Consider the following 22,089-nt stretch of genomic DNA (forward strand, 5'->3'; position numbering starts at 1 on the left):
CAGGTCAAAAACGATTATCCAATCTCAATCACCACGTCTGAGGTGAGCGGATGGCCTACACAGTTTAGTACATACCCTTGGGCAATCTCTGAGTCAGAGAGGCCTTCGCGCTCATCTAAATGCACGCGTCCGGTTAGGCATTTGCCACGGCAGGCGGTACACAGGCCAGCCTGGCAAGAATACGGCAAATCAATATCATCGCGTAGACCCGCCTCCAGGATGGTCTCGTTGGGCTTAACTTCTACTTTATACTCTTTGCCTTCATAGATGATGGTTACCGTCTGGGTCACAATCTCATCTGTTTCGTTGGCGCCGGTTACGTTCTTGTCTTCTGGCGTAGTAGGGGCCACGAAGCTTTCTTTGAACACGCGGTCTGCCGGCACTTTCATGAACTGAAGGGCGTCGCGCACCTCGTTCATCATGCCTTCTGGCCCGCACATGTAGAAGCTCTCGTCTGAGTAACCCGGGGCTTTGCATTTTTCCATCAACTTGATGACCATCATGCGATCTAACAGGCCAATGTTCTCCTCTTGTTGCTCGGTGGCGTCTTTTAGGGACTCATTGTATACGTAGAGCACTTTCAGGCGCTCAGGATTCTCCTGCTCCAGACGGTCAAACTCGCTCTTGAAGATAACAGAGTTCTCATTGCGGTTACCGTAAATCAAGGTCAACCGGCTTTGAGGCTCGTCTTTCAAGATGGTTCTGGTCATGGACATGAGTGGCGTGATACCGCTACCACCGCCAAACAGGTAAATGTGGCGCTTCTTGGAGGCGTCTGCCTTCAGGTTGAAATTCCCCAGCGGGGCCATCACTTCAATCTCCTGCCCCACTTTGACGTTGTCCAGGATGTAGTTAGACATCAAACCGCCTTCTACGCGCTTGATGGTCACCGACAATCTTGGGTCGTCTGGGGTACTGCACAGTGAATACGACCGTCTTATCTTGGAGCCATTCACGGGTATAATCAAGGTCAGAAACTGACCGGGGATGAACGAAATGCTGTTTCTTTCTGGGTGCTCTAAATGAAGGGTTACAGCATCTGCGGTCTCTTGGGTGATGTCCGCCACCTTCATGGAGTAGTGTGTATTGCTCATAGTTCAAGGAATGGAAAACAAACGCTTACGTTTGCTAAACTGGTTTACAGCGCGAAAGTTACGATATTTCAGCATCCTGCCCGAACGCCCGCGCAAAAATCTGACGCAAACTATATTTGCGGGATATCAGGCATTTTTTACACAAGCCAGTAGCACGAATCAGCTGGCGAGACTAAGTTTACATTTCATACGTGCCATGGGTGTGGCACGGTTTGCACGCACCATGAAAAACCCTACTCAAATAATCTCCTTGTTGCAGTCCCGCGCAGGCACGTTTGCGCCCATCATGGACCATGACCTGAACGCCCCAGACGTGACGCCCTTGGACTTCACGTCCTCTAACCAACTGCTTCTTTCTTCTAATCTACGGAACACGGCCGAGTTTGAACAAATGGTCCAGCAGATGCTACAGGAGAAAAACGCCACCGTGGGCGTGGGCGGTTACTTTGAGAACCGCGACATTTACCGGCGCAGTGAACACTTCTCTGGCGAGGAAGAAGCCAGAACCATTCACCTTGGTGTGGACATCTGGGCGCCGGCGCACATTCCTTTATATGCTACGCTAGCCGGAAAAGTGCACAGCTTTCAGGACAATAATAATTTTGGGGATTACGGGCCTACCATTATTCTAGAGCATGAACTGGAAGGCCACACCTTTTACACCTTGTACGGGCATCTCAGCCGAACCAGTTTACAAGGCAAATCAGTTGGCCAAGCAGTTCAAGCGGGCGAGCAAGTGGCCACCATGGGACCTTACCCAGAGAACGGCGATTGGCCCCCGCATGTGCATTTCCAGTTGATGACTGATATGTTGGGCAAGTCAGGTGATTTTCCCGGTGTATGTGCGCCGTCAGAAAAAGCTTATTACCAGAACATCTGCCTGAACCCTAACCTTCTTTTGAATTCGAAGCACTTACAATAAATTCATTGACCTGATTAGGCTTCGGCCTTCTCTATTTACCGCTGTATGTTTGACATTGACAGATTAGTTCTCAGCATTCAAGACTTCGCCGTGCTGTATGGCATCAAGTTACTGATTGCCATTTTCATCTTAATCATTGGCCTTTGGCTTATTGGACGCATCACCACCTTTGCGTACAATGTCATGAAGCAACGGAACGTAGACCCATCCCTGCGTCCCTTCCTCCGGAACGTCTTGCGTATTGCCTTGCTGGTGATGCTCTTCATGGTAGTGGTGGCGCAAGTGGGCTTGGAGATTACGTCCTTTGTGGCGGTGTTGGGCTCGGCGGGTTTGGCGGTAGGTTTAGCTTTGCAGGGAAGTTTGGCCAACTTTGCCGGAGGTGTTCTGCTCCTGACTGTGAAGCCTTTCAGGGTAGGAGATTTCATTGAAGCCCAAGGCCAGAAAGGCCAGGTCTGCATCATCAATATCTTTAACACGGTCATCAAAACAGAAGACAACAAAACCGTCTTCCTACCCAACGGTCCCTTGGCATCTGCGGTGATTGTGAACTATGACGTAGAGAAGAACCGCCGGTTGGAGATTCAGTTGGTAGTAGATTCTGCGGTGCCTCTGTCTAAAGTGAAAACCGTTTTGCATCGTGTGATTGACTCAGAGCCTTTGGTTTTGTCTGAGCCCGCTCCTAGCATTGGCGTAGAGAAACTTTCTGCCCAAACTGTCACGCTTTTCGTACACGCTTGGGTTTTAGGCGAACGTGGCCACGCCCGTTCCAATGTATTTGACTCTCTTACCGAAAAAATCAAGGATTCCTTTGAAAAGGAAGAGATTCCGTTGAAATAGACGTGACTCATTTTGGCGTTTTCTCTGGGAAAGAAGCCAAAAACGAATTCCTTTTAAACAAAGAAGCCTGCTTATACGAGCAGGCTTCTTTGTTTTGTGCTTAGTCAAACTTGATGGCTTTTACCGGATGGATTCTGGCTATCATGAGGGTTGGTAGCAAGATAGACAGCATGGTAAGCAGGAAAGTGATGCCGTTGATGCCTACCCAAATGCGCCAGTCCCAATAGATGGGAACCGTGTCCATATAATAGTTTTCAGGGTCCAGCGGAATGACGTGGAAATAGTCTTGAATGAGGCAAAAAGCCAAGGCCAGCAGGTTCCCGCCAATTAAGCCGGAGATGGTGAGCTTGAGTCCCCGGTGCAGGAAGATGCCCCGTATCTGTCCGTTGGTGGCGCCCATTGCTTTTAAGGCGCCTATCATGTTGGTGCGCTCCAGAATCATAATGAACAGCGTGGAGACCATGTTGAACGTGGCCACAAAAATAATGAGCACCAAAAAGATGATGACGTTGCGCTTGAGTAATTCCAACCAGTCAAACAGCTGAGCGTAGGTGTCCGTGATTTTCTCCAGTTGCAGGTCATAGTTCATCTTGTCAAAGACCTGGCTGGCCACCGTGTCTATCTGCGTAAAGTCGGTGAGAAGGATTTCATAGCCGCCAACCAGCGAGTCGGGCCATTGGTTTAATTCCCGTATCTGGCGCAAATCACCTATCACATAGACGTTGTCAAACTCCTCCAAACCGGTTTTAAAGATACCTTTTACTTCAAGCTTGCGGACGCGAGGTGGGTTTTGGATAAAGTAGAAGAGTATGCGGTCCCCCACCTTCAGCCGGAGTTTGTCGGCCATGAGCTGGCTCATCATCACGTGCTCAGAGGCCGCCGTGTCATTGAACTCCATCACCGTGCCAGACACCAGGTTCTGTTGCATGCTCCGGAAGTCATAGGTAGAATCCACACCTTTCAAAACCACGCCCAACACCTCATCCTCAGTCTTGATAATGGCCGTCTTGCGCGCGAAGGGTTGCAGCTTTTCTACCCCGGGAATGTTCTTATAATCCTCCAAGCCCGTACTAGTCCCCATGGGGTAGCCCTCAAACGAGTTATTGGTGTCAAATTTGCTTACTTGCAGGTGACCGCCGAAGCTGAAGATTTTGGCCTGAATCTCGTGCCGGAAGCCCTGCAGGATGGCAAATGAAACAATCATGATGGCAATGCCCAGCCCTACGCTGAACTTTGCTATTTTTGTGACAGACGCGGTAAAAGAGTCAGAACGGGCTCCGGATAAACGACCGGCTATGTAGCGGGAGAGATTCACTGTTTCTAATTTGAGCTTAAAGATAGCTATCTGTATTTGTTAAACTAATGATGATGACATACTCCATTTTGCGCACCGCTGTTTTTGGCTTGGTTCTGGCCAGTTGCCAGCCCACGGCCAGCACCTCTGCCTCTAGTGACAATTCTGCTTCTGCGGGTACTGCCACCCAAGAAACGCAAGGCGCGGCGCCCACGGTCATAGAGCAGTTGCAGGCTCCCCTCCTAACGGGTGCTGAGCAGACAGAGTTATACCTGCCCTATCTGCAGGGCAAGCGTGTGGCCATGGTAGTTAACCAGACGTCCATTATTGGCAAGAAACATTTAGTAGACACGCTTTTGAGCCGAGGTGTGAAAATCTCCGTGATTTTCGCGCCGGAACATGGGTTTAGAGGCGACGCCGATGCCGGTGCGCACATCAGCAATACCAAGGACGCGAAGACCGGCCTGCCGATTCTGTCGCTGTACGGCAACAACAAAAAACCCACCGCAGAGCAGCTGAAGGACGTAGACGTGGTGCTGTTTGACATCCAGGACGTGGGCGTGCGGTTCTACACTTACAGCAGCACTATGCATTACGTGATGGAAGCCTGCGCCGAGCTGAACAAACCCATGCTCCTACTTGACCGACCCAACCCCATCGGCTACCTGATTGACGGCCCGGTGCTGGTACCGGAGCGCAAGTCGTTTGTGGGGATGAACACCATTCCTATTGCGCACGGATTGACTTTAGGCGAATACGCCCAAATGATTAACGGCCAGAAATGGCTGAAGAACGGCGTTCAGGCACAAGTAAAGATTATTCCGGTGAAGAACTATGACCGCAAACAGTTCTACTCTTTGCCGGTTAAGCCTTCGCCTAACCTGCCCAATGACCAATCCATCAAATTGTACCCGTTTCTGTGTCTGTTTGAAGGCACCACGGTGAGCATGGGCCGCGGCACGCAGATGCCTTTCCAGGTGATTGGCGCACCGTATTACCCTGACAAGTCTTTCTCCTTCACCCCGGTTCCCATCCAAGGCATGTCCATGGAGCCACCTTATAAAAACCAAGTGTGCTACGGCAAGGACTTGAGGAACGTGCGCCTGACGGAGAACTTTACCTTGAAGTATCTATTAGACTTTTACCAGGCCTCTAATCAAAAAGAGAAGTTCTTCAACAACTTCTTCAAGAACCTGGCCGGCACTGAAGAACTACAGCAACAGATTATTGCCAGTAAAACCGAAGCTGAGATTAGAGCCAGTTGGAAGCCCGGCCTAGACCAATACAAGAAGATGCGCCAGCAGTACCTTCTTTACCCAGACGCCCAGTAACATGCAGAAAGAAGATTTGCGCATTGTGTTCATGGGTACGCCAGACTTTGCCGTACCTGGTTTACAAGCCTTGTTAGACAAAGGTTGGAACGTGGTAGCCGTCATCACCGCCCCAGACAAACCCGCCGGACGCGGCCTTAAACTGACGTATTCGCCGGTAAAAGAGGTAGCCGTAGAACGCGGCATTCCGGTTTTACAACCCACCAACTTGAAAGACCCTGCTTTCCAAGAGGAGCTCAGCATCTACAACGCCAGCCTGCAGGTGATTGTAGCCTTCAGGATGTTACCCGAGGCGGTTTGGAACATGCCGCCGTTGGGCTCCCTGAACATCCATGCGTCTTTGTTACCCCATTACCGTGGGGCCGCGCCCATCAATTGGGCAATCATCAACGGCGACCAGGAGACGGGCGTGACCTCCTTCTTCCTACGTCATGAGATTGACACCGGAGACATCATTTTGCAGGAGAAAGTAGCCATTGAACCAGAGGATGACTTCGGCTCTTTGTATGAAAAGCTCAAACACGCCGGGGCCAAATTGCTGTTAGACACGGTAACGGCTATTGTGGAAGAGCGCACACAACCGTATCCACAGCCCCAGTTAGACGAGCCGCGCATGGCGCCCAAGATTTTCAAGGAAACCTGCCAAATTAATTGGAACCAGCCCGCTGAGAAGGTGCATAACTTTGTCAGGGGCTTGTCGCCTTACCCAGCCGCTTGGACGGTGTTGGAAGGCAAGCAGTTCAAGGTGTTGAAAGGCGAAGTTACTTCTGCCGAATCAGCTCTTGAGCTGAGCACCATCCAAACCGACAACAAGACCTTCCTGCATATTCAATGCGCCAACGGCACCGCCTATTCCATTCTGGAACTGCAGATGGAAGGCAAAAAACGCATGTCCATCCAGGATTTCCTTAGAGGCTATACCTTTCAAACCACCGCATGATTCACATAGTAGTCGCCATCGCCGAGAACCGCGTCATTGGCAAAGACAACCAGCTTATCTGGCACCTCCCAGAAGATTTAAAGCATTTTAAACTGCTCACCATGGGCCATCCCATGATCATGGGCCGGAAAACGTTTGAAGCCATCGGCAAACCGCTCCCTGGGCGTACCACCATCATCATTACCCGTCAAGCAGACTACCAGGCTCCCGAAGGTTGTATCGTCACCACCTCTTTAGAGGAGGCCTTGCAAGAGGCGATAGCGCTAGACGAGCAGGTGATGGTAGTGGGCGGCGCAGAGATTTATAAGCAGGCCCTTCCGCTGGCCGAAGTAGTGCATCTAACTTTGGTACATGAGTCTTTTGATGGTGATGTCTTCTTCCCAGAACTAAGCCCCGAGGAATGGAATATCACCGGTCAGCAGGAGCATGAGGCAGATGACAAACATGCCTACCCGTTTTCCTTCTTCACGTTCCGAAGAATTGCGAACTTTAGCGCAAATTAGGAGAGTGAATCCTCACAACCCTCTTTTATAAAATTTGCGCATCATATTACTTTAGCAAACCGTTTTTGGCCTCGTTTTAAGGAAAGAGGCCAAAAACGGTTTTCATTTAGGGAAAGTCTTTCGATGATTTGAGAACAACGGGAATCACATAACCACCAATAAAAAGAGAGGCCCTTGCTACACAGCAAGGGCCTCTCTTTTTATCATCTCCGTTTTCGGCCTGATTCTTAGGAATTAGCCCGAGATCGCGAATTAGCGCAGGATGTAGATTTTACCGTAGCCGTTCTTGAAGGCTTTGTCTCCGTTCACAGAACGTTTTTTCATCTCCTCAGGTCCCTGGTCTACAATCACACGGTACAGGTACACGCCATTAGCCAAGCGGTCTCCGTATTCATCGGTGCCATCCCAAGCATATTCGGTCATGTTATTGCCAATCTTCAATGGTCCCAGCTCGTCGCGCTGAATCTCTTTCACCACTTTCCCGGTTACGGTCATAATTTGGATTTTCATGCGCTCCGGAATGTAGCTGCCCGTCAACGTGAACACAAAGCGTGTCTTTGACGAGAAGGGGTTCGGGTATGGGAAGAAGTTAGAGATAGCCGACTCATTCACCACTTGGAAATTGATGCGGTAACGCTCTCCCGCCGCTTTTTGACCAGAGGCGTCTTTGCCCTGCACTTCCAGCGTGTACATGCCGTCTTCTAAGTCCTTAGGATTAAACTCCACCCTGAAGTCGTTCTTCTCATCAGCGGCAAACCATTTCACTTCTGGGTTGCCATCAATGGTGATTTCCTCAAAATCAGTAGCATTAGGACGCTTCAAGAAAATTTCCATGGAGCTCGGGTCCGTGATCAACACCTTGCGGTTGTTGTCTTTCAGCATCACATTGATCACTGGGCTCGGGGACACGATGTCCTGGTCCAGAATATGCGCGCCGTCAAACACCACGTCCAATACCGGCGGCATGCCTGCCACTTGGTTAATAGTGAAGGGAATCTCCAATATGTTGTTGTTGTAATTCTGTTCTGGCAACAACTTAGGGTTCCAGTTAAACCGCAAGCGGTGCGTGCCCTTCATGTTGGTGGTAGGCAGCGAGTAGTTGAAGTAGATGGTGTCATTCTCCACTAATGGTCCCACCTTGCTCAACGTGGTAGTAGAGGTTCCGTCTTCCAGCAACAAGGTGGTTTCAATGGAAACGTCGCCGGCAAAATCAGTGTCTGTTACGTTCTGGAAGGCCAGGCGCAGATCAATCTTGCCGCTGCTTGCCTGTTCAGACAGCTTGTTGTACTTGTCTAGGCCTACAATATCTGGTCGAATGATTCCTTCTGGAGCCGCATTGTACAACACTGTCCATTCTTTGAACGTTGGTGTGGTGCGTTGCTCGGTGTCCTTCATGTTCAGACGCAATTTCAGGTAAGGGAACACCTTAGCATCTATCCCAGAAATATCATAGCTCTTGGCAGTGATGTCTGTGTACAATTGCTCTTCCTCACCTTCTAGCGTTACGCCAATGATATCCACCCCATAGATGTCGGCGCCGCTGGTAACTACCTGATGATTCAAGGTTTTCCATTGGGTAGAGGGGCCTATCAAATTAGAAGTGATCGCTCCCTGGCGGCCGTTCACCTGTAGTTGCTTTTCTAGGCGTACCATCTGCAAATCTCTTGGCGTGGTGGTATCATCAGGATTTACGCTAGCCTCTACGGCCGTGCCAGAAGCCGTACCTTTCCTGCCTAGCATGGCAAAAGGATCGCCGGTTTGTAAGCCATCAATCAATTTAGAGCCAACCCCTTTAAAGACCTCTTTCAATGACGGGCTGAAAGAAGAATAAGGCACATTGTTGATACCTACCATGGCCACATAATACCCTTCAGGAATGGTTTTCAAGAAAGCTTGCAACCTGTCTCTGTAGGTAATGTTGTTGAGGTTGGTGAACTGATAGATTACGTTGGTGTCAAACCCACACAACGCACCCGTACCTGTAGGCATTTTTGTATAAGGGTCTAGCGTTACGTCATTGAAAACAATGGCGTAAATGTTGGGGTTGTTGAACCCGCAATTGTCCCAGATAAAGCTGTTGCCATCAATGAAGATACCATACGGTGCCGTGAAGGACATCTTGTGCTGACCGCCGCCGCTTCGCATCTCAATACGTTTAAACAAAGGCGCGAAGTCAAACTTTTTATCTTTCTCTGAAACTACTAAGCCTGCCGGTTCCCCGGTAGCCACTTGGGCAAAACGCGCTTGAGACCAACCTTGCGAGCCGTTGGGAATGTACCGGAATGAGCTGTTCGCCCAAATGACTTCCTCATCTGGTCCTAAAGTGTTGTATTTAAATCGCCAGAAATAAACCACGCTATCCTCACCGTTGGTTTCTGGAAGTGACACTTCCCACGTTGGCAAAGACGTTGAATTTACCACCTGTGATTTCTTCCAAGGGCTGTCAAAGGTGTTGGTCGTGTCAATTTCAAAATAATAGTCACGTGGCGCGCTTAACAAGTTCGTGGATTGCCCTATTAGCTTTACTGTTCCTTTAGACACTATAGAGAATTCTTGTGGAGCCACCGTCATCACGCCACTTTGAGACATAAAGAACTCATAGGCAGCTGTGTTATTGGTTTCATCCAACTCAGGAATCTTTTGCTGATGATCTAGAACCACCTCAAACTTATTCACTCCTGCTGAGTTAGGTACATTACCGGTCAGTTCAATAGAAATCGTATCACGGTAATAAACCGGACCCACTTTCACAGAGTCTTTCAAGACTACTCCGTTGGCCAGCGTTCTATTGACTAATACATAGAAAGAGTCTACGTTTACCTTGGCTAAGTTTTTAATGTCTACTTCCATCAAAAACTTCTCAGAGTTGGCCGTCACCGTGCCACCGCCAATTGGTTTGATAGAAACTCCACCTTCGGCAATGGTATAATCTGCTTTTTCTGGACCTACTATCACAATGGCGGGATCAGACTGCAATACCATTTGCATGTACATGGCAATGGCGGCTCCATTAGATAAAGAAGCTGAAGTATTCTTAATAGTCAAGGCATGCTGCTCCCCAACTGTCTTTCCAAAGCTGGCCTCATCTGCAAAGACCGCCTTATAGAAGTTGGTACTAAAGACGTTTAGCAAAGGTGGCAAGCCTGCATGCACGTGTGCCAAGAAACCAATGGCACCTTTGTCTGGCGTAAGTAACCAATCCTCACCAAAGGACTTGGCCTGAATAAAACTGTTACCGGCCTCACAGCCATTCATTAAAATGAAAGGGTACTTGTCTTTATTCTTATAGCCATTCAATACGTTAGATACCAAGCCAATCTCTAAATCTGAAAAGCTGGTGGAGCTATGACCAAAGAAAGTGACCATGGACAAACCATTGTTCAACTCTTCTGCGATGTTAATGTTGTCTACCCCGGCAATGGAACTTTTGAGCTTGGTACTTACATGAGCGCCCAGCCACTTGCCTTCTGCTATGCGTTCAAATCCCCTTAGATAATTAGCTAAAATTGTACGTTCAGGTCCGTCAATACCACCACCCAAATGGAGGATGTTCTTTCTCCATTCCAGATTTTGGGCCAAGGCTTCATGTGATTTCACTTTGCTCAAGTAATCCAAGACCTGTTGCGGTTGGCTGGCGGCAATTCTACCCGTAGGGACCACCGGAAAATACTCTCCATTCTCCCAATTGGCCGTGTAGAAAATATCTGAACCTGGTACACCGCCCGTGGGTACTAAATCCTGCACAGGTAAAGACAGCGGCGAATTTCTCACGCGCTTATCTGTGTACTCCACCCCCTTCCCTATTAAAAACAAATACTTTGGGTTGCCCGTGCTGAGCATGTACTTGATAAACCTTCTGATGGCTACTGGTGATTTCTCACCATAGAAGAATTGGTCATAGAGTTGTCCAACGTCCATGACAAGCGTATCATACCCACCACCAGCGGCCGAGGCTCTATAAGCAGCATAATCTTTTACCGGATTGGTGGATTCGCCAAATGGCACCATCAGGCTTTTGTGAGAAACAATCAGATAATTGGCCTTATTGCCCACCACTGATTTAAAGCGTACTTCTTTGGCTGGCAATGGCACTAACTGCGCCCCTGACCAAAGAATACCCTTCTTGAAAGTAGACGGAAAAACAAATCCCTTTTGGACTCCTGCCGTCACTCCCTCTATTCGCTTGATGTTATCTTGAGAAGTTACATCATACCCAATAGAAGCGGCAGCAGAAGAGCCGTCAAACACATAATACAATGGGTTGACTGCCGTTCCCTCATATCCAAGAGAAAGAGATTTTGTAGTGATGGTGTTCTTTTGAGGGTAATATGTCTTGAAGTAACTGGTTCTGTACCTTGATGCAGCGTTTTTTGCTGTGATTCTGATGACCAATGTTCCATTAGCGGCAAAATCCGTGACTCTTAATGGAAACTTCTTTTTAAATGATTGGTAGCCAATTAGACGCTCAGAGCCAATCAAACGCTCGCTCCCACCGGGTGGTGTTACAAACAAATCAATGTCATGGATATTATCATTATCACCAGCTAGGGCAATCTCTATACTTGGTGCGCCAGCGCCTACCCCTGTGTAGACGTTACTGGCCATGTTAGTGAGTGTAAACTTAAAGCCAGCCGTAGACCCACCTAAGAAACCTTCAGCCGCGTCCATCCAAGAGTGATAGCCACCCGAATAGCGCTTTCCACGAGCATATTGAAAATCATCTAGCAAAAACCCTTCCTGCCAATGCCATGGCTCCGGCGTTAAATTGGTAGCAGGTTGGGCATACGACACCATACGCTTGCCATCAATAGCTGACCACGTAAGGAAGTAGGCAGCCGTATCTGTATAGAAACTATTATAGGGGTTTAAGTGGTTGGCCGCTGGATCCTGGTAGAGTTCTTTATCCAGCACCCCATCGTTCTTCTCGCCATAAAACTCAATAAAGTCCCCGTCATCAAAAGAGCCGTCATTTTCTCCGGCTACATGGATAGAGACTTCCTGGCCTCTTCTAAAGAGTTGCAGTTTGCGCGGGTCAACCCCTGTAATTCCAGCAGCCTGCAGGTACCCTTTATCAAGTTTGTAAATACCGGTAGCTGGGACCTGTATTTTATAATACTTCTGGCTGTAGTTAATCCATTCGTTGCCGTAGATTACCTGTTGCGCAAAAGCAGAATTGGAAGCCCCCAATAAGAGACCTCCAACCAAAAAGAAAGCCAGCAAAAAGGCTTTGAAAGAGTACATTTTTGTAAACATATAGGCTAGAACTCTAGAATCAATCAAAACTATAGGCAAGTGATACAATCACCGAGGAGGTTTTACTATCAGCGGCAATTTTAGAAAGGGCTAAGTCTAGCATAAGGCCATGCGAAGCCACACCAATCCCGAAGTTGGGTTGCATTTTCCAGTTGCTTTTGCCATCCAAATCTTCAATCTGCTGCACGTTGTTCAACCCGCCGCGCAAGAAAACCGAATTGGCATACCCCAGTTCCAAGCCTACTCTAGGGTCTACAGAGACTCTATTGGTGGCCAAAAGGGTATTGCGCTTCCCGTCAAAGGTCACATCCAAATCAGTGGCGACCAATGCTGAGAATTTCCCACCTACCTGGAACGAACGACCCACCCCAAGTATCAACCTGGGCAAGGTAATTTCAATGCTGTTGGCGTTAAAAGACTCGTCATCTTTCAAGTAAGCCGCTTCCAGTTCTTCGGCGTTTAGTTTCCAGGCAGTGAAAGTAGTGGTGATGTCTTTGGCCATGAGGCCAAACTGCCAGTCGCCGCGCTGTAGCTGGGCGCCGGCATCTATCCCAAAGCCCCAGGCATTGGCAAAGTCACCCACGTTGCGGTAAATGATCTTGGCGTTGGCACCCAAGGTAAGACCAGGTAACCAGTTGCTGCGCCGCGCATACGAGGCAATAAAAGCGTAGTCTGCCACTGAGAAGTATTCAATGCTGTCATATTGGATGGCACCGTACTCATTCTGCAGGCGGCGGGTATCGGCTATGTCATCTACGCCTAGTCTAATCACAGACACGGCAATAGCGCTGGAGGAGTCCAGGGCGGTGGCATAAGCGCCAAAATCGTTTTTGATAATCCCAGCAAACAGTTCTGAGTGCATGTAGCCCACGTTGTGGCGCTTTTTAAGACCCATTAAACCGGCAGGGTTCCAAACTCCTGAGGTCACATCCCGCACGATGGCGGACTGTACGCCTCCCATGCCCAAAGCCCGGGCACCTACGCCTATGTTCAGGAACTCATTGCTGTACTTAGGAGCAGAAACCTCCTGCGCCCGCAGCGTGCCAGGCAATAGTATGGAAAGGAAAAAGAGAAAGACGAGTAATAGTCGTTTGGGCATATAAAAAACCTGGTAACGTGACTTCAATGGAATTATTAAGTAAAGATAGTCCATCTGAGCGTTTAACGCACACTCTATTCTTGCCCTAATACAAGGAATATCCCCTGTATGTTCCACTCTAGGACTGTTTTCTTTTATCTCCTTATATAGAAGTACTCCTATCTCCTGTTTTTGCCCTGATTCTGAAAAAACATGCCGAAATCGGCAACAAAAAATATTTTTTGACAGTACCTTGTTTTACATAGTACCTTATATTATCTTTGTTTCAACAATTTCAGACTCACAGACCATGAAAGTAGAAAACACACAAGTGCAGATGCGGAAAGGGATTCTGGAGTACTGCATTCTGGAAATCATTGCCCGCGGCGAAGCCTATGCCTCCGACATGTTGGAGGAACTTACTTCAGCCAAGATGATAGTAGTGGAGGGAACGCTCTACCCACTGCTGACCAGATTGAAGAACGCCGGCCTCTTAGATTACTCCTGGGTAGAATCCACCTCGGGGCCACCCCGCAAGTATTACACCCTCACCCCTACCGGCCTCCAGTTTTTAGACCAACTGAGACTCACCTGGCAGGAACTGGTAGACTCCACCACCTTCATCATCAACCACAAGAAATCCAAGTAACCATGAAAAAGAACATAAGTGTCAACCTGCAAGGCATGATCTTCCACGTGGAGGAAGACGGCTATGAGATGTTGAGCCAGTACTTGGCCGCCATCAAGCGCTACTTCTCTACCTATGAAGGGCACGAGGAGATTGTGGCCGACATAGAATCCCGGATAGCTGAGATCTTCTTCTCCCGCCTGAATCCTGGCAAACAAGTCATCACCCAAGATGACGTAAAAGACCTGATTCTGCAGATGGGAACGGTGACCGACTTCCAGATGGAAGAGCGCGACGAGAAAGAATCTGCCTACACCTCTGGCTCAACTACAGGCAACGCCTACCAGCAAGCTCCTGGTGAGCAGAAGCGCCTGTACCGTGATGTGAATCGCAAGGTATTAGCCGGGGTAGCCGCAGGTATTGCCAACTACCTGCAAACCGACCCGCTTTGGGTGCGTCTGGCCTTCGTATTCCTGGTGATTGGCATTCCTTTCTCGGGTGGTATCACCTTGTTTGGCGTCATCCTGTACATTATCTGCTGGGTAGCCTTGCCTGAGAATGCAGCCCTGCCAGAAACGCAGGTTCGCAAGCTTTTCAGAGACCCGGTAGACAAGAAACTGGGCGGCGTGGCCAGCGGTATTGCCATCTATTTTGGGGCAGACGTAGCCATCATCCGGTTGCTGTTCCTCATCTTCGCGATATTTGGTATTGGATTTTTGATCTACATAGTCCTCTGGATAGCGGTTCCAGAGGCAAAATCCATCACGGAACGTGTACAGATGCAAGGCAACCCTGTGACCTTGTCCAGCATTGAAGAGTCTGTTAAAAACAACTTGAACATGCGCGACGCCAACGGCGAAGAAAGCACCTTGGCCAAAATCCTATTGTTCCCGGTACGTCTGGTTTCTCAGGTTATCTCTGTGCTGTCCAGACTGTTACACCCAATTTTGGGGTTCTTGATTACCATGATACGCGTGGTGGCCGGCTTGTTTATGATATTCTTGGGCGGTACGCTTGCCTTCGCGCTTTTTATGGGATTAGCCACCGCCTTAGGCAGTGTTTCTAACTCAGAGTACTTTAACATGAATGAGATTCCGGTGACGGCCTTTTTCAACGGCGTGCCCGGCTGGGTAACGGTTGCTGGTTTCTTTGCCGGCATTATTCCCGCCATTGTTCTCATCTTGATTGGTATAGGCCTTCTGGCGAAACGCCATATCTTGCGTCCAACCGTGGGTTGGTCCATGCTAGGCATCTGGTTATTGGCCCTAGTAACCCTTGCGTTTGGCATTGCCTTGACGGCCCGTCAGTTCCAGGAGTATGGTGAGTTCACCAAAGACACTACCTTCCCAGCCGCCAACGTGAAGACCATCAACTTTAACTTACGTGAGTCTAACTATGACTACGGCGACTTAGACATTGAAATTGAAGGCTACAACGGCACTGATATTAAAGTGATTCAGACGTACCAAGCCCAGGGTGTGAACGAAGAGAACGCTATTGCCAACGCCCGCATGATTTCTTACAAGCTGGTACAGCAGAACGACTCTACCATCCGGTTTGACGACGCCTTCACCTTTAACAACAATGCCATCTTCCGGGGCCAGGATATGGACATCAAAATATTAGTGCCAGAAGGCAAGCAGATCAGATTCTCTGAGGGTTTTGCCAGCCACTTCGGGTATGAGATCACAGACGGTGACTATTACGGAGACGATGTAGCCGAAAACTTGTGGCAGATGAAAAACGGCCGTCTGGTGTGCGTGTCTTGCAGTGTGATTGACAACAGCCCGGCCAACGCATCAGACTCTACTGGGGTTAGAAGAAACGGCATGGCTTTAGGCGATGACCTGGAAATCTTGAACGGCGACTATGACGGAACCCGCAAGGTGTACAACGTAGGCGACTTCAATGAGATAGTAGCCGGCGGTGCTTACCACATCAGAATAAAGCAGTCATACCGTCACTCAGTGCGGGTGCAAGGCAACGACGAAGAACTGGACAGACTAAGAATACGCGAACAGGGCGGTGTCTTAAAAATCAGCAGAGAAGGCGGTTCTTTCATGAAGCTTTGGGAAAGCAACAAGCGCCCTATCTTGATTGAAATTGAAACCCCAGAACTGCAGTCAGTAGACCTGAGCGGGGCTATTAAATCAGAAATTTTCGGGTTTGCCCCAGAAGACTTCAAGCTAGGCATGTCTGGCGCCACAGAGGTTGCCATGAACATTAACACCACTAACCTGGAGTTGGATTTGAGCGGTGCTTCACAATTGCGCATCAAAGGCAGTGCAGACTACCTGAACTTGGAGGCCAGCGGAGCCTGTGGCATTCAAGCCCCAGACCTTGTGGCTGACCGCGCCGATGTGGATTTGAGCGGCGCCAGCCAAGCGGTGGTGAACGTGCAGAGAGTGCTCAACGCAGACGCCAGCGGGGCCAGCAACATTGAGTACGTAGGCAACGCCGAGCTCGTGAATAGAGACCAGTCAGGCGGGTCACAAGTAAGACGCCGCCGCTAAATAGAAATCCGTTTTTGGCCTGATTTACAGGAAACAGGCCAAAAACGAACCTCATGACAGTTTGCCTCCTCTTTTGGATTTCAGGAGGACAGGCTGTTTAAAGGAGGGCGCGCTTCTGGCAAAGCCTTCCTTTTCCTTGAATTTGGTTGTTTGTGTTCTATACCCAAGGCGAGCCACTGGCTTTTTGCGTGGCTCGCCTTACACAACCCAACCCGCTCTCTTCTCTTTTGTATTTCCTCCTTCGTCGTCGGAAATCCTTCTTCAGACCTTATTCCTTCTCAGCTTTTTGTCCGCAATTTTTATGGATGCTGGCTGACTGTACCTCATACTTTTCCAAATCACTACTATGAAACCCATCTCCATCCTTTTATCCTTTCTTGTAAGCTCTCTGCTGCTGGCCTCCTGCCATTCATCAGACTATTATCCTCTGTCCTCAACCTATAATCCCAAAGACGCCTACATTCCCTTTCAGGAATACCCAAAATATGCCCAGCACCCACGGCCTTATGTAATAGAAGCACCGCAGTTCGTCATCTTCGGGGCCTCGCATACCAAAGACCCCAAGGATGCGCAAATCACCCAGATTGAAGCAAAGTGGAATGCTTTACAGCCTACGGTGGCCTTGATTGAAGGAAACCCCGGCTTTACCCCACCCAGCTTTATTGACCCTGTGAAAGAGCTTGGCGAGAACGGAAAAGTGCAGGACCTGGCCAGAACGCATGACGTACCGGTATACAGCTGGGACTTGTCTAAAGAAGAATTGGCCAAGCAGTTGGCGGTTAAATTCTCAGCCGAACAGGTGGCTTTGTCACTCATCCTGAACCCCTATTTCAGCAACTTGCGCTTCGGGAGGCCAGAGGCTCCGGAAAACTACATTGAAGAGTTTTTGGAGCGGGCCGAATACGTGAACCAGCAGGACAACTTCAAGACCGTGGCCGACGTGGACCGCGTTTGGAAAAAGCACTTCCCGACTGGTAAAGACTGGCGCGAAACCTCAGATGAATACGCCTTGCCCGGCTACCTGGCAGACATGATGGCCGTGAGCAATGACCTGCGCAATCAGAAGATGATTGCGGTCATGAAAGAGCTATTAGCCAAGAAGGAAAAAGTGTTTGCCATCAGCGGCTCTAGCCATGCCGTGTGCGTGGAACCGGCCTTCAGCAAAAAATAACCACGTGGCGCTCCTGGTGGGCTTTAAGCTGGGAAGACGGTCTTGAAAACCTTGCCTCCCAACAGAAGCTGTTCTTATTTCACCTTGGTAGAAGTAAGCTTTCCTGTGATAGATTTCCTTGAATGTTTTTAGTACCTACCCATGAAAACCATCTGCCTTCTTACCTATATATTGTCTGGCGTACTTTTATTTACCCCTGGCAAATCAGCTCCCGTTAAAGTGCCAGTTTTAAACATCAACTTACTGGAGAGTGAACCTTCTTTCCTTATTCCATCTAATACCTCTGAAAGAAAAAGTGGACCTCCTGCTACGGAAAATGAGAAACAACTCTTGGCGTTAGAAAGCTGTCAGAAAAATGTAATTCACAGCGCAGTTGCCTGGGTTAAAAGTAAAACCGATTGCGCACGCAAACCCGTGGTCAGAGAAACCAATCCTACCTACCAACCTGGTGAGCGCAAATACAAAGGAGTGATGCCGCTGTACACCAGTGAACTGCCTAGTTAGAAAGGGCAAGATATAACTACTTTGTCCGGCACAAGACAACCACAATTCTAAAACGCGAAGGCCGTTTTTGGCCTGGTTTCCGGAAACCAGGCCAAAAACGGCCTTCGCGTCATGTACTAAAATTTATTCAGCGGAAGCAACCGGCGTTAAGCCCATCTTCTTGCCGCGCATCAGCAAATAGGGGAACGCGTCCTCGTACTCGTTCCGGATTTCACCTTCCAGAATAGCCTCCGTGATGGCGCTTTTTAAGATGCCCACTTCCTTGGACGGGGCAATCCCGAAGGTCTGCATAATCACCTCGCCGGTAATGACCGGTTGGAAGTTGCGCAGGCTGTCCTTCTCCTCTACCTCTTTGAGTTTCTGCTCCACCTTTTCAAAGTTTTGCAGGTAGCGCTTCACCTTGTCGTTGTTCTTGGAGGTGATATCCGCCTTGCAGAGTTGCATGAGCAGGTCAATGTCCTCGCCGGCCTCAAACAGCAGTCTTCTAATGGCCGAGTCGGTGACGGTGTCCTTGACCAGCGCAATAGGCCGCAAGTGGAGCAGCACCAGTTTCTGCACCTGCTTCATGTGCTCATTGAGCGGCAGTTTTAAATCAGCGAAGATTTTGGGCACCTGCCGGGCGCCGCGGTCCTCGTGGCCATGGAAGGTCCAGCCTACTTTCTCATTGTAGCGTTTGGTCTCGGGCTTGGCGATGTCATGCAAGATGGCGGCCCAGCGGAGCCAGAGGTCATTAGAGACTTCGGCCACGTTGTCCAGCACCTGCAGGGTATGGTAGAAATTGTCTTTATGCGAATTCTTATTGATGGTCTCCACGCCGTGCAGCTTCACCATCTTCGGGAAGATAAGGTGCAGCAGTCCCGTCTGGAACAGCAGCTTGAACCCGTAGGACGGCTTTTTAGACAGGATGATTTTGTTCAGCTCATCGGTGATGCGCTCCTGCGACACAATCTTGATGCGCTCCTTGTTCTCAGAGATGGCGTCAAAGGTGTCGGGGTCAATGTCAAAGTTGAGCTGGCTGGCAAACCGGATGGCGCGCATCATGCGCAAAGGGTCATCAGAGAACGTGATACTGGGCTCCAGCGGCGTCTTGATGTTCTTGCGCTTCAGGTCTTTGAGGCCCTCAAACCGGTCAATGACCTGCCCGTACGTGCCCTCGTTCAAGCTGATGCCCAAAGCGTTGATGGTGAAATCCCTTCTATCTAGGTCGTCTTCCAGCGTGCCCTGCTCAACCTCGGGCTTGCGTGAATGCGACTGGTACGATTCCTTGCGGGCGCCCACAAACTCCACTTCCCAGCCGTCATCGGTACGCAGCATGGCCGTCCCGAAGTTCTTGAACACCACCACCTTGGGTTTATGCGGAAACTTCTCGGCTACGCGGTGCGCCAGGTCAATTCCGTTGCCAATGCACACCACGTCAATGTCTTTGGAGGGGCGTTCCAGAGCCAAGTCCCGCACAAAACCGCCAATCACGTACGCTTCGGTGTTCAATTCACGGGCGGCCTCTGCCACCAGGGCGAAGACTTTATGGTCAGGAAGGGTAATATCAGTGGTCATAAGCTACAGGGCATCATTGGTTTCTATACGCAGGCGCCTCTGTAACAGAAGTACTGGTGAAACCGGGGTGCAAAGGTAGCCTAACGCCCGCCCTTTGCCAAACCTGCGTCGGTTTCCGTTTTAGGCTTGTTTTCTGGAAAACAGTCCAAAAACGACGGACAGGACATGGTTAGACACTTGTAGGAGTTGTGCGCACTACGAGGTCTTATTATTTTTCCTTTTGTCATCCTGAAAGGACCTTGTGGGAAAATTAGATAAGCGCTTAAGTAAACGTCATTACAACTTGCCCACAAGGTCCTTTCAGGATGACAAAATTGAATATTAATGGTATTGGGCTTCTCACATTAGCAGCAGCTAAACGCAGATTCTCCCCTTGAGGATTGCCCAAACGAGAGTTTGAGGCACCGAGCGAAGCTCTGTAGAGGGGTGTTCACATCAGCAAATAAAATTAGCAATCGAAAGCAATGCGTCAGAGTTAAGGCGGTGTCTGGTCTCTACAAATGCGCCTTTTCCAATAGATAACACCCACCTCACTTGGTATCATTAGGTATAGCGCTCACACAAAGTCTCGCTTTTCCAAAATCAGCCAACTCCCGCTACCCTAAAGAGAGACACAACCTCAGCAAATATCTATCCGAACATTGTACCCAACAATCCAATTTCGTTTTCAGCCTGATTTCTGGGAAACAGGCCGAAAACGGTTGGTTACCTTATCTCCTGGCACAGTTCCACCAGCACGCCGTTGGCCGACTTGGGATGGATGAAACACACCAATTTATTGTCTGCGCCGCGTTTTGGGGCTTCATTGAGTAGTTGAAAGCCTTCGGCTCTTAGGCGTTCCATTTCGGCGTGGATGTCTTCTACCTCAAAGGCGATGTGGTGGATGCCCTCTCCTTTTCGTTCAATAAATTTAGCGATGGCCGAGTGCTCAGCGGTGGCTTCCAGCAGTTCAATCTTGGTGTTGCCCACGCTGAAAAACGAGGTGTTCACAGCCTCGCTCTCTACGGTTTCGGCTTTGTAGGGCTCGGCGCCTAAGAGCTTCGTAAACAGTTTATTGGCCTCTTCACAGCTTTTTACCGCTATGCCTATGTGTTCTACATGCATACAATAAGTTTATAATCAGTCTAAGTAAGGAATTTTGTTGTAATTTTGTCCCGGAAATCAAACTAACAGCGCCATAATTCTGTTTTTTTGATAACCGCTACAAAGGAAAACTATTGACGAAGATGCTGAAATTTCCGATTTATTTAGATAACAATGCCACCACGCCCATGGACCCGCGCGTGTTGGAGGCCATGTTGCCGTACTTCACTAACCACTTCGGGAACGCTGCGTCCCGTAACCACCCTTTCGGTTGGGCCGCCGAAGAAGCCGTTGACTATGCCCGCGAGCAGATTGCCGCGCTTATCAACTGCGACCCTAAAGAACTAATCTTCACCTCTGGCGCGACAGAATCTGACAACCTTGCCATAAAAGGCGTGTTTGAGATGTACGCCTCTAAAGGTAACCATATCATCACGGCCACTACTGAGCACAAAGCGGTGTTGGACACGTGTAAGCACATAGAGAAAATTGGCGGACAGGTAACCTATCTTCAAGTAAACTCTGAAGGCCTGATTGACCTGCAAGAGCTGGAAGCCGCCATTACCGACAAGACCATACTGATTTCTATCATGTATGGTAACAACGAGGTAGGCGTGGTTCAACCCATCAGAGAGATTGGCGCCATTGCCAAGAAACACGGTGTGTTATTCTTCTCAGACGCCACTCAAGCCGTAGGCAAGATTCCAGTGGACGTGAAAGCCGACGGCATTGACCTGATGGCCTTCTCTGGCCACAAAATGTACGGACCTAAAGGCGTTGGTGCTCTTTATGTTCGTCGTAAGAACCCAAGAGTGAAAGTTACTGCCCAGATGGACGGTGGCGGACATGAGCGAGGCATGCGTTCTGGTACCTTGAACGTGCCGGGTATTGTAGGTTTGGGCAAAGCCGCTGAAATCTGCCGTACCGACATGGCCTCTGACACTGCCCGCATCATGAAGATGCGTGACCGTCTGGAGTCTGAGTTGTTGCAGATGGAAGAGTCTTACCTGAACGGCAACAAAGAGAGCCGTCTGCCACACGTGAGCAACATCTCTTTCAAGTATGTAGAGGGTGAAGGCTTGATGATGGGTGTGAAAGACATTGCCGTTTCTTCTGGTTCTGCCTGTACGTCTGCTTCTTTGGAGCCTTCTTATGTTTTGAAGGCCATGGGCATGAGCGATGACTTGGCACACTCTTCCCTTCGTTTCGGTTTGAGCCGTTTCACTACTGAGGAGGAAGTGGACTTCGCCATCAACCACGTGAAAGAAGCCGTGACTAAACTTCGTGAACTAAGCCCGCTATGGGAGATGTTCAAAGAGGGCATTGACCTTGACTCAATTGAGTGGGCCGAGCACTAAAATTTAATGACCAGTGGATTTAGACT

General features: G+C 49.3%; 16 protein-coding genes. 10 read left to right on the forward strand and 6 right to left on the reverse strand.

The window, feature by feature from the left end; translation table 11 throughout:
• Nucleotides 1-14 precede the first annotated feature (14 nt).
• Nucleotides 15-1,094, reverse strand: a complete 1,080-nt coding sequence (locus tag TH61_RS00675) for a ferredoxin--NADP reductase (protein WP_066504557.1) — start codon at nucleotides 1,092-1,094, stop codon at nucleotides 15-17.
• A gap of 223 nt (nucleotides 1,095-1,317) precedes the next feature.
• On the opposite strand from TH61_RS00675, the gene TH61_RS00680 reads away from it, so the two are divergent.
• On the forward strand, nucleotides 1,318-2,016 hold the full coding sequence (locus TH61_RS00680) for a peptidoglycan DD-metalloendopeptidase family protein (RefSeq protein WP_066512379.1): 699 nt from the start codon (nucleotides 1,318-1,320) through the stop codon (nucleotides 2,014-2,016).
• 45 nt (nucleotides 2,017-2,061) lie between these two features.
• Entirely contained in the window at nucleotides 2,062-2,853 is a 792-nt protein-coding gene (locus TH61_RS00685; RefSeq protein WP_066504559.1) for a mechanosensitive ion channel family protein, read from the forward strand.
• 100 nt (nucleotides 2,854-2,953) lie between these two features.
• Here the strand turns inward: TH61_RS00685 and TH61_RS00690 are convergent, their stop codons facing one another.
• Nucleotides 2,954-4,168 (reverse strand): FtsX-like permease family protein, encoded by a 1,215-nt coding sequence (locus tag TH61_RS00690; RefSeq protein WP_066504562.1) that lies wholly within the window; start codon nucleotides 4,166-4,168, stop codon nucleotides 2,954-2,956.
• A gap of 47 nt (nucleotides 4,169-4,215) precedes the next feature.
• Here TH61_RS00690 and TH61_RS00695 point away from each other — a divergent pair, with 47 nt between their 5' ends.
• From TH61_RS00695 to TH61_RS00705, 3 genes are read left to right on the forward strand one after another with little or no spacing between them, the layout of a single operon-like run.
• Nucleotides 4,216-5,478 carry an exo-beta-N-acetylmuramidase NamZ domain-containing protein gene (locus TH61_RS00695; RefSeq protein ID WP_066504567.1) on the forward strand — a complete coding sequence of 421 codons (1,263 nt, stop codon included), beginning with the start codon at nucleotides 4,216-4,218 and terminating at the stop codon, nucleotides 5,476-5,478.
• 1 nt (nucleotide 5,479) lies between these two features.
• The gene (gene fmt / locus TH61_RS00700; protein ID WP_066504570.1) at nucleotides 5,480-6,418 is read left to right on the forward strand and encodes a methionyl-tRNA formyltransferase; all 939 of its coding nucleotides are present in this window, start codon (nucleotides 5,480-5,482) and stop codon (nucleotides 6,416-6,418) included.
• A complete protein-coding gene (locus TH61_RS00705; protein WP_066504571.1) occupies nucleotides 6,415-6,921 on the forward strand; it encodes a dihydrofolate reductase in 507 nt (168 codons plus the stop codon). Before fmt ends, TH61_RS00705 begins: the two co-directional genes overlap by 4 nt.
• A gap of 252 nt (nucleotides 6,922-7,173) precedes the next feature.
• Here TH61_RS00705 and TH61_RS00710 read toward each other — a convergent pair whose 3' ends face one another.
• Both TH61_RS00710 and TH61_RS18190 read right to left on the reverse strand, forming a co-directional pair.
• Nucleotides 7,174-12,162, reverse strand: coding sequence for a C25 family cysteine peptidase (locus TH61_RS00710; protein ID WP_066504574.1), 4,989 nt, complete (start codon nucleotides 12,160-12,162; stop codon nucleotides 7,174-7,176).
• A 31-nt stretch (nucleotides 12,163-12,193) separates the two neighbouring features.
• Entirely contained in the window at nucleotides 12,194-13,273 is a 1,080-nt protein-coding gene (locus tag TH61_RS18190; RefSeq protein WP_066504576.1) for a hypothetical protein, read from the reverse strand.
• A gap of 289 nt (nucleotides 13,274-13,562) precedes the next feature.
• On the opposite strand from TH61_RS18190, the gene TH61_RS00720 reads away from it, so the two are divergent.
• The 4 genes from TH61_RS00720 (at nucleotide 13,563) to TH61_RS00735 (ending at nucleotide 18,068) form a co-directional block, all read left to right on the forward strand.
• Nucleotides 13,563-13,901 carry a PadR family transcriptional regulator gene (locus TH61_RS00720; protein WP_066504577.1) on the forward strand — a complete coding sequence of 113 codons (339 nt, stop codon included), beginning with the start codon at nucleotides 13,563-13,565 and terminating at the stop codon, nucleotides 13,899-13,901.
• A gap of 2 nt (nucleotides 13,902-13,903) precedes the next feature.
• Nucleotides 13,904-16,393 (forward strand): PspC domain-containing protein, encoded by a 2,490-nt coding sequence (locus TH61_RS00725; RefSeq protein WP_066504579.1) that lies wholly within the window; start codon nucleotides 13,904-13,906, stop codon nucleotides 16,391-16,393.
• Nucleotides 16,394-16,739: 346 nt separating this feature from the next.
• Nucleotides 16,740-17,564 carry a hypothetical protein gene (locus TH61_RS00730; RefSeq protein WP_066504581.1) on the forward strand — a complete coding sequence of 275 codons (825 nt, stop codon included), beginning with the start codon at nucleotides 16,740-16,742 and terminating at the stop codon, nucleotides 17,562-17,564.
• A 141-nt stretch (nucleotides 17,565-17,705) separates the two neighbouring features.
• A complete protein-coding gene (locus TH61_RS00735; RefSeq protein ID WP_157600466.1) occupies nucleotides 17,706-18,068 on the forward strand; it encodes a hypothetical protein in 363 nt (120 codons plus the stop codon).
• A 123-nt stretch (nucleotides 18,069-18,191) separates the two neighbouring features.
• Here the strand turns inward: TH61_RS00735 and TH61_RS00740 are convergent, their stop codons facing one another.
• Both TH61_RS00740 and mce read right to left on the reverse strand, forming a co-directional pair.
• Entirely contained in the window at nucleotides 18,192-19,622 is a 1,431-nt protein-coding gene (locus TH61_RS00740) for a CCA tRNA nucleotidyltransferase (protein ID WP_066504585.1), read from the reverse strand.
• Between the two features lie 705 nt (nucleotides 19,623-20,327).
• Nucleotides 20,328-20,726 carry a methylmalonyl-CoA epimerase gene (gene mce, locus TH61_RS00745; RefSeq protein ID WP_066504591.1) on the reverse strand — a complete coding sequence of 133 codons (399 nt, stop codon included), beginning with the start codon at nucleotides 20,724-20,726 and terminating at the stop codon, nucleotides 20,328-20,330.
• A 125-nt stretch (nucleotides 20,727-20,851) separates the two neighbouring features.
• On the opposite strand from mce, the gene TH61_RS00750 reads away from it, so the two are divergent.
• On the forward strand, nucleotides 20,852-22,063 hold the full coding sequence (locus TH61_RS00750) for an IscS subfamily cysteine desulfurase (RefSeq protein WP_066512380.1): 1,212 nt from the start codon (nucleotides 20,852-20,854) through the stop codon (nucleotides 22,061-22,063).
• Nucleotides 22,064-22,089 lie beyond the last annotated feature (26 nt).

Origin of the sequence: Rufibacter sp. DG15C (assembly GCF_001577755.1) — a bacterium.
In the GTDB taxonomy this organism is placed as follows: domain Bacteria; phylum Bacteroidota; class Bacteroidia; order Cytophagales; family Hymenobacteraceae; genus Nibribacter.

What these genes read in the sequence shown, in the direction of transcription:
- TH61_RS00685 (WP_066504559.1), top strand. Translation starts at nt 2,062, where the DNA reads ATGTTTGACATTGACAGATTAGTTCTCAGCATTCAAGACTTCGCCGTG.
- TH61_RS00675 (WP_066504557.1), bottom strand. Translation starts at nt 1,094, where the DNA reads ATGAGCAATACACACTACTCCATGAAGGTGGCGGACATCACCCAAGAG.
- TH61_RS00695 (WP_066504567.1), top strand. Translation starts at nt 4,216, where the DNA reads ATGATGATGACATACTCCATTTTGCGCACCGCTGTTTTTGGCTTGGTT.
- TH61_RS00705 (WP_066504571.1), top strand. Translation starts at nt 6,415, where the DNA reads ATGATTCACATAGTAGTCGCCATCGCCGAGAACCGCGTCATTGGCAAA.
- TH61_RS00720 (WP_066504577.1), top strand. Translation starts at nt 13,563, where the DNA reads ATGAAAGTAGAAAACACACAAGTGCAGATGCGGAAAGGGATTCTGGAG.
- TH61_RS00680 (WP_066512379.1), top strand. Translation starts at nt 1,318, where the DNA reads ATGAAAAACCCTACTCAAATAATCTCCTTGTTGCAGTCCCGCGCAGGC.
- TH61_RS00725 (WP_066504579.1), top strand. Translation starts at nt 13,904, where the DNA reads ATGAAAAAGAACATAAGTGTCAACCTGCAAGGCATGATCTTCCACGTG.
- TH61_RS00710 (WP_066504574.1), bottom strand. Translation starts at nt 12,162, where the DNA reads ATGTACTCTTTCAAAGCCTTTTTGCTGGCTTTCTTTTTGGTTGGAGGT.
- mce (WP_066504591.1), bottom strand. Translation starts at nt 20,726, where the DNA reads ATGCATGTAGAACACATAGGCATAGCGGTAAAAAGCTGTGAAGAGGCC.
- TH61_RS00730 (WP_066504581.1), top strand. Translation starts at nt 16,740, where the DNA reads ATGAAACCCATCTCCATCCTTTTATCCTTTCTTGTAAGCTCTCTGCTG.
- TH61_RS00740 (WP_066504585.1), bottom strand. Translation starts at nt 19,622, where the DNA reads ATGACCACTGATATTACCCTTCCTGACCATAAAGTCTTCGCCCTGGTG.
- TH61_RS18190 (WP_066504576.1), bottom strand. Translation starts at nt 13,273, where the DNA reads ATGCCCAAACGACTATTACTCGTCTTTCTCTTTTTCCTTTCCATACTA.
- fmt (WP_066504570.1), top strand. Translation starts at nt 5,480, where the DNA reads ATGCAGAAAGAAGATTTGCGCATTGTGTTCATGGGTACGCCAGACTTT.
- TH61_RS00735 (WP_157600466.1), top strand. Translation starts at nt 17,706, where the DNA reads ATGAAAACCATCTGCCTTCTTACCTATATATTGTCTGGCGTACTTTTA.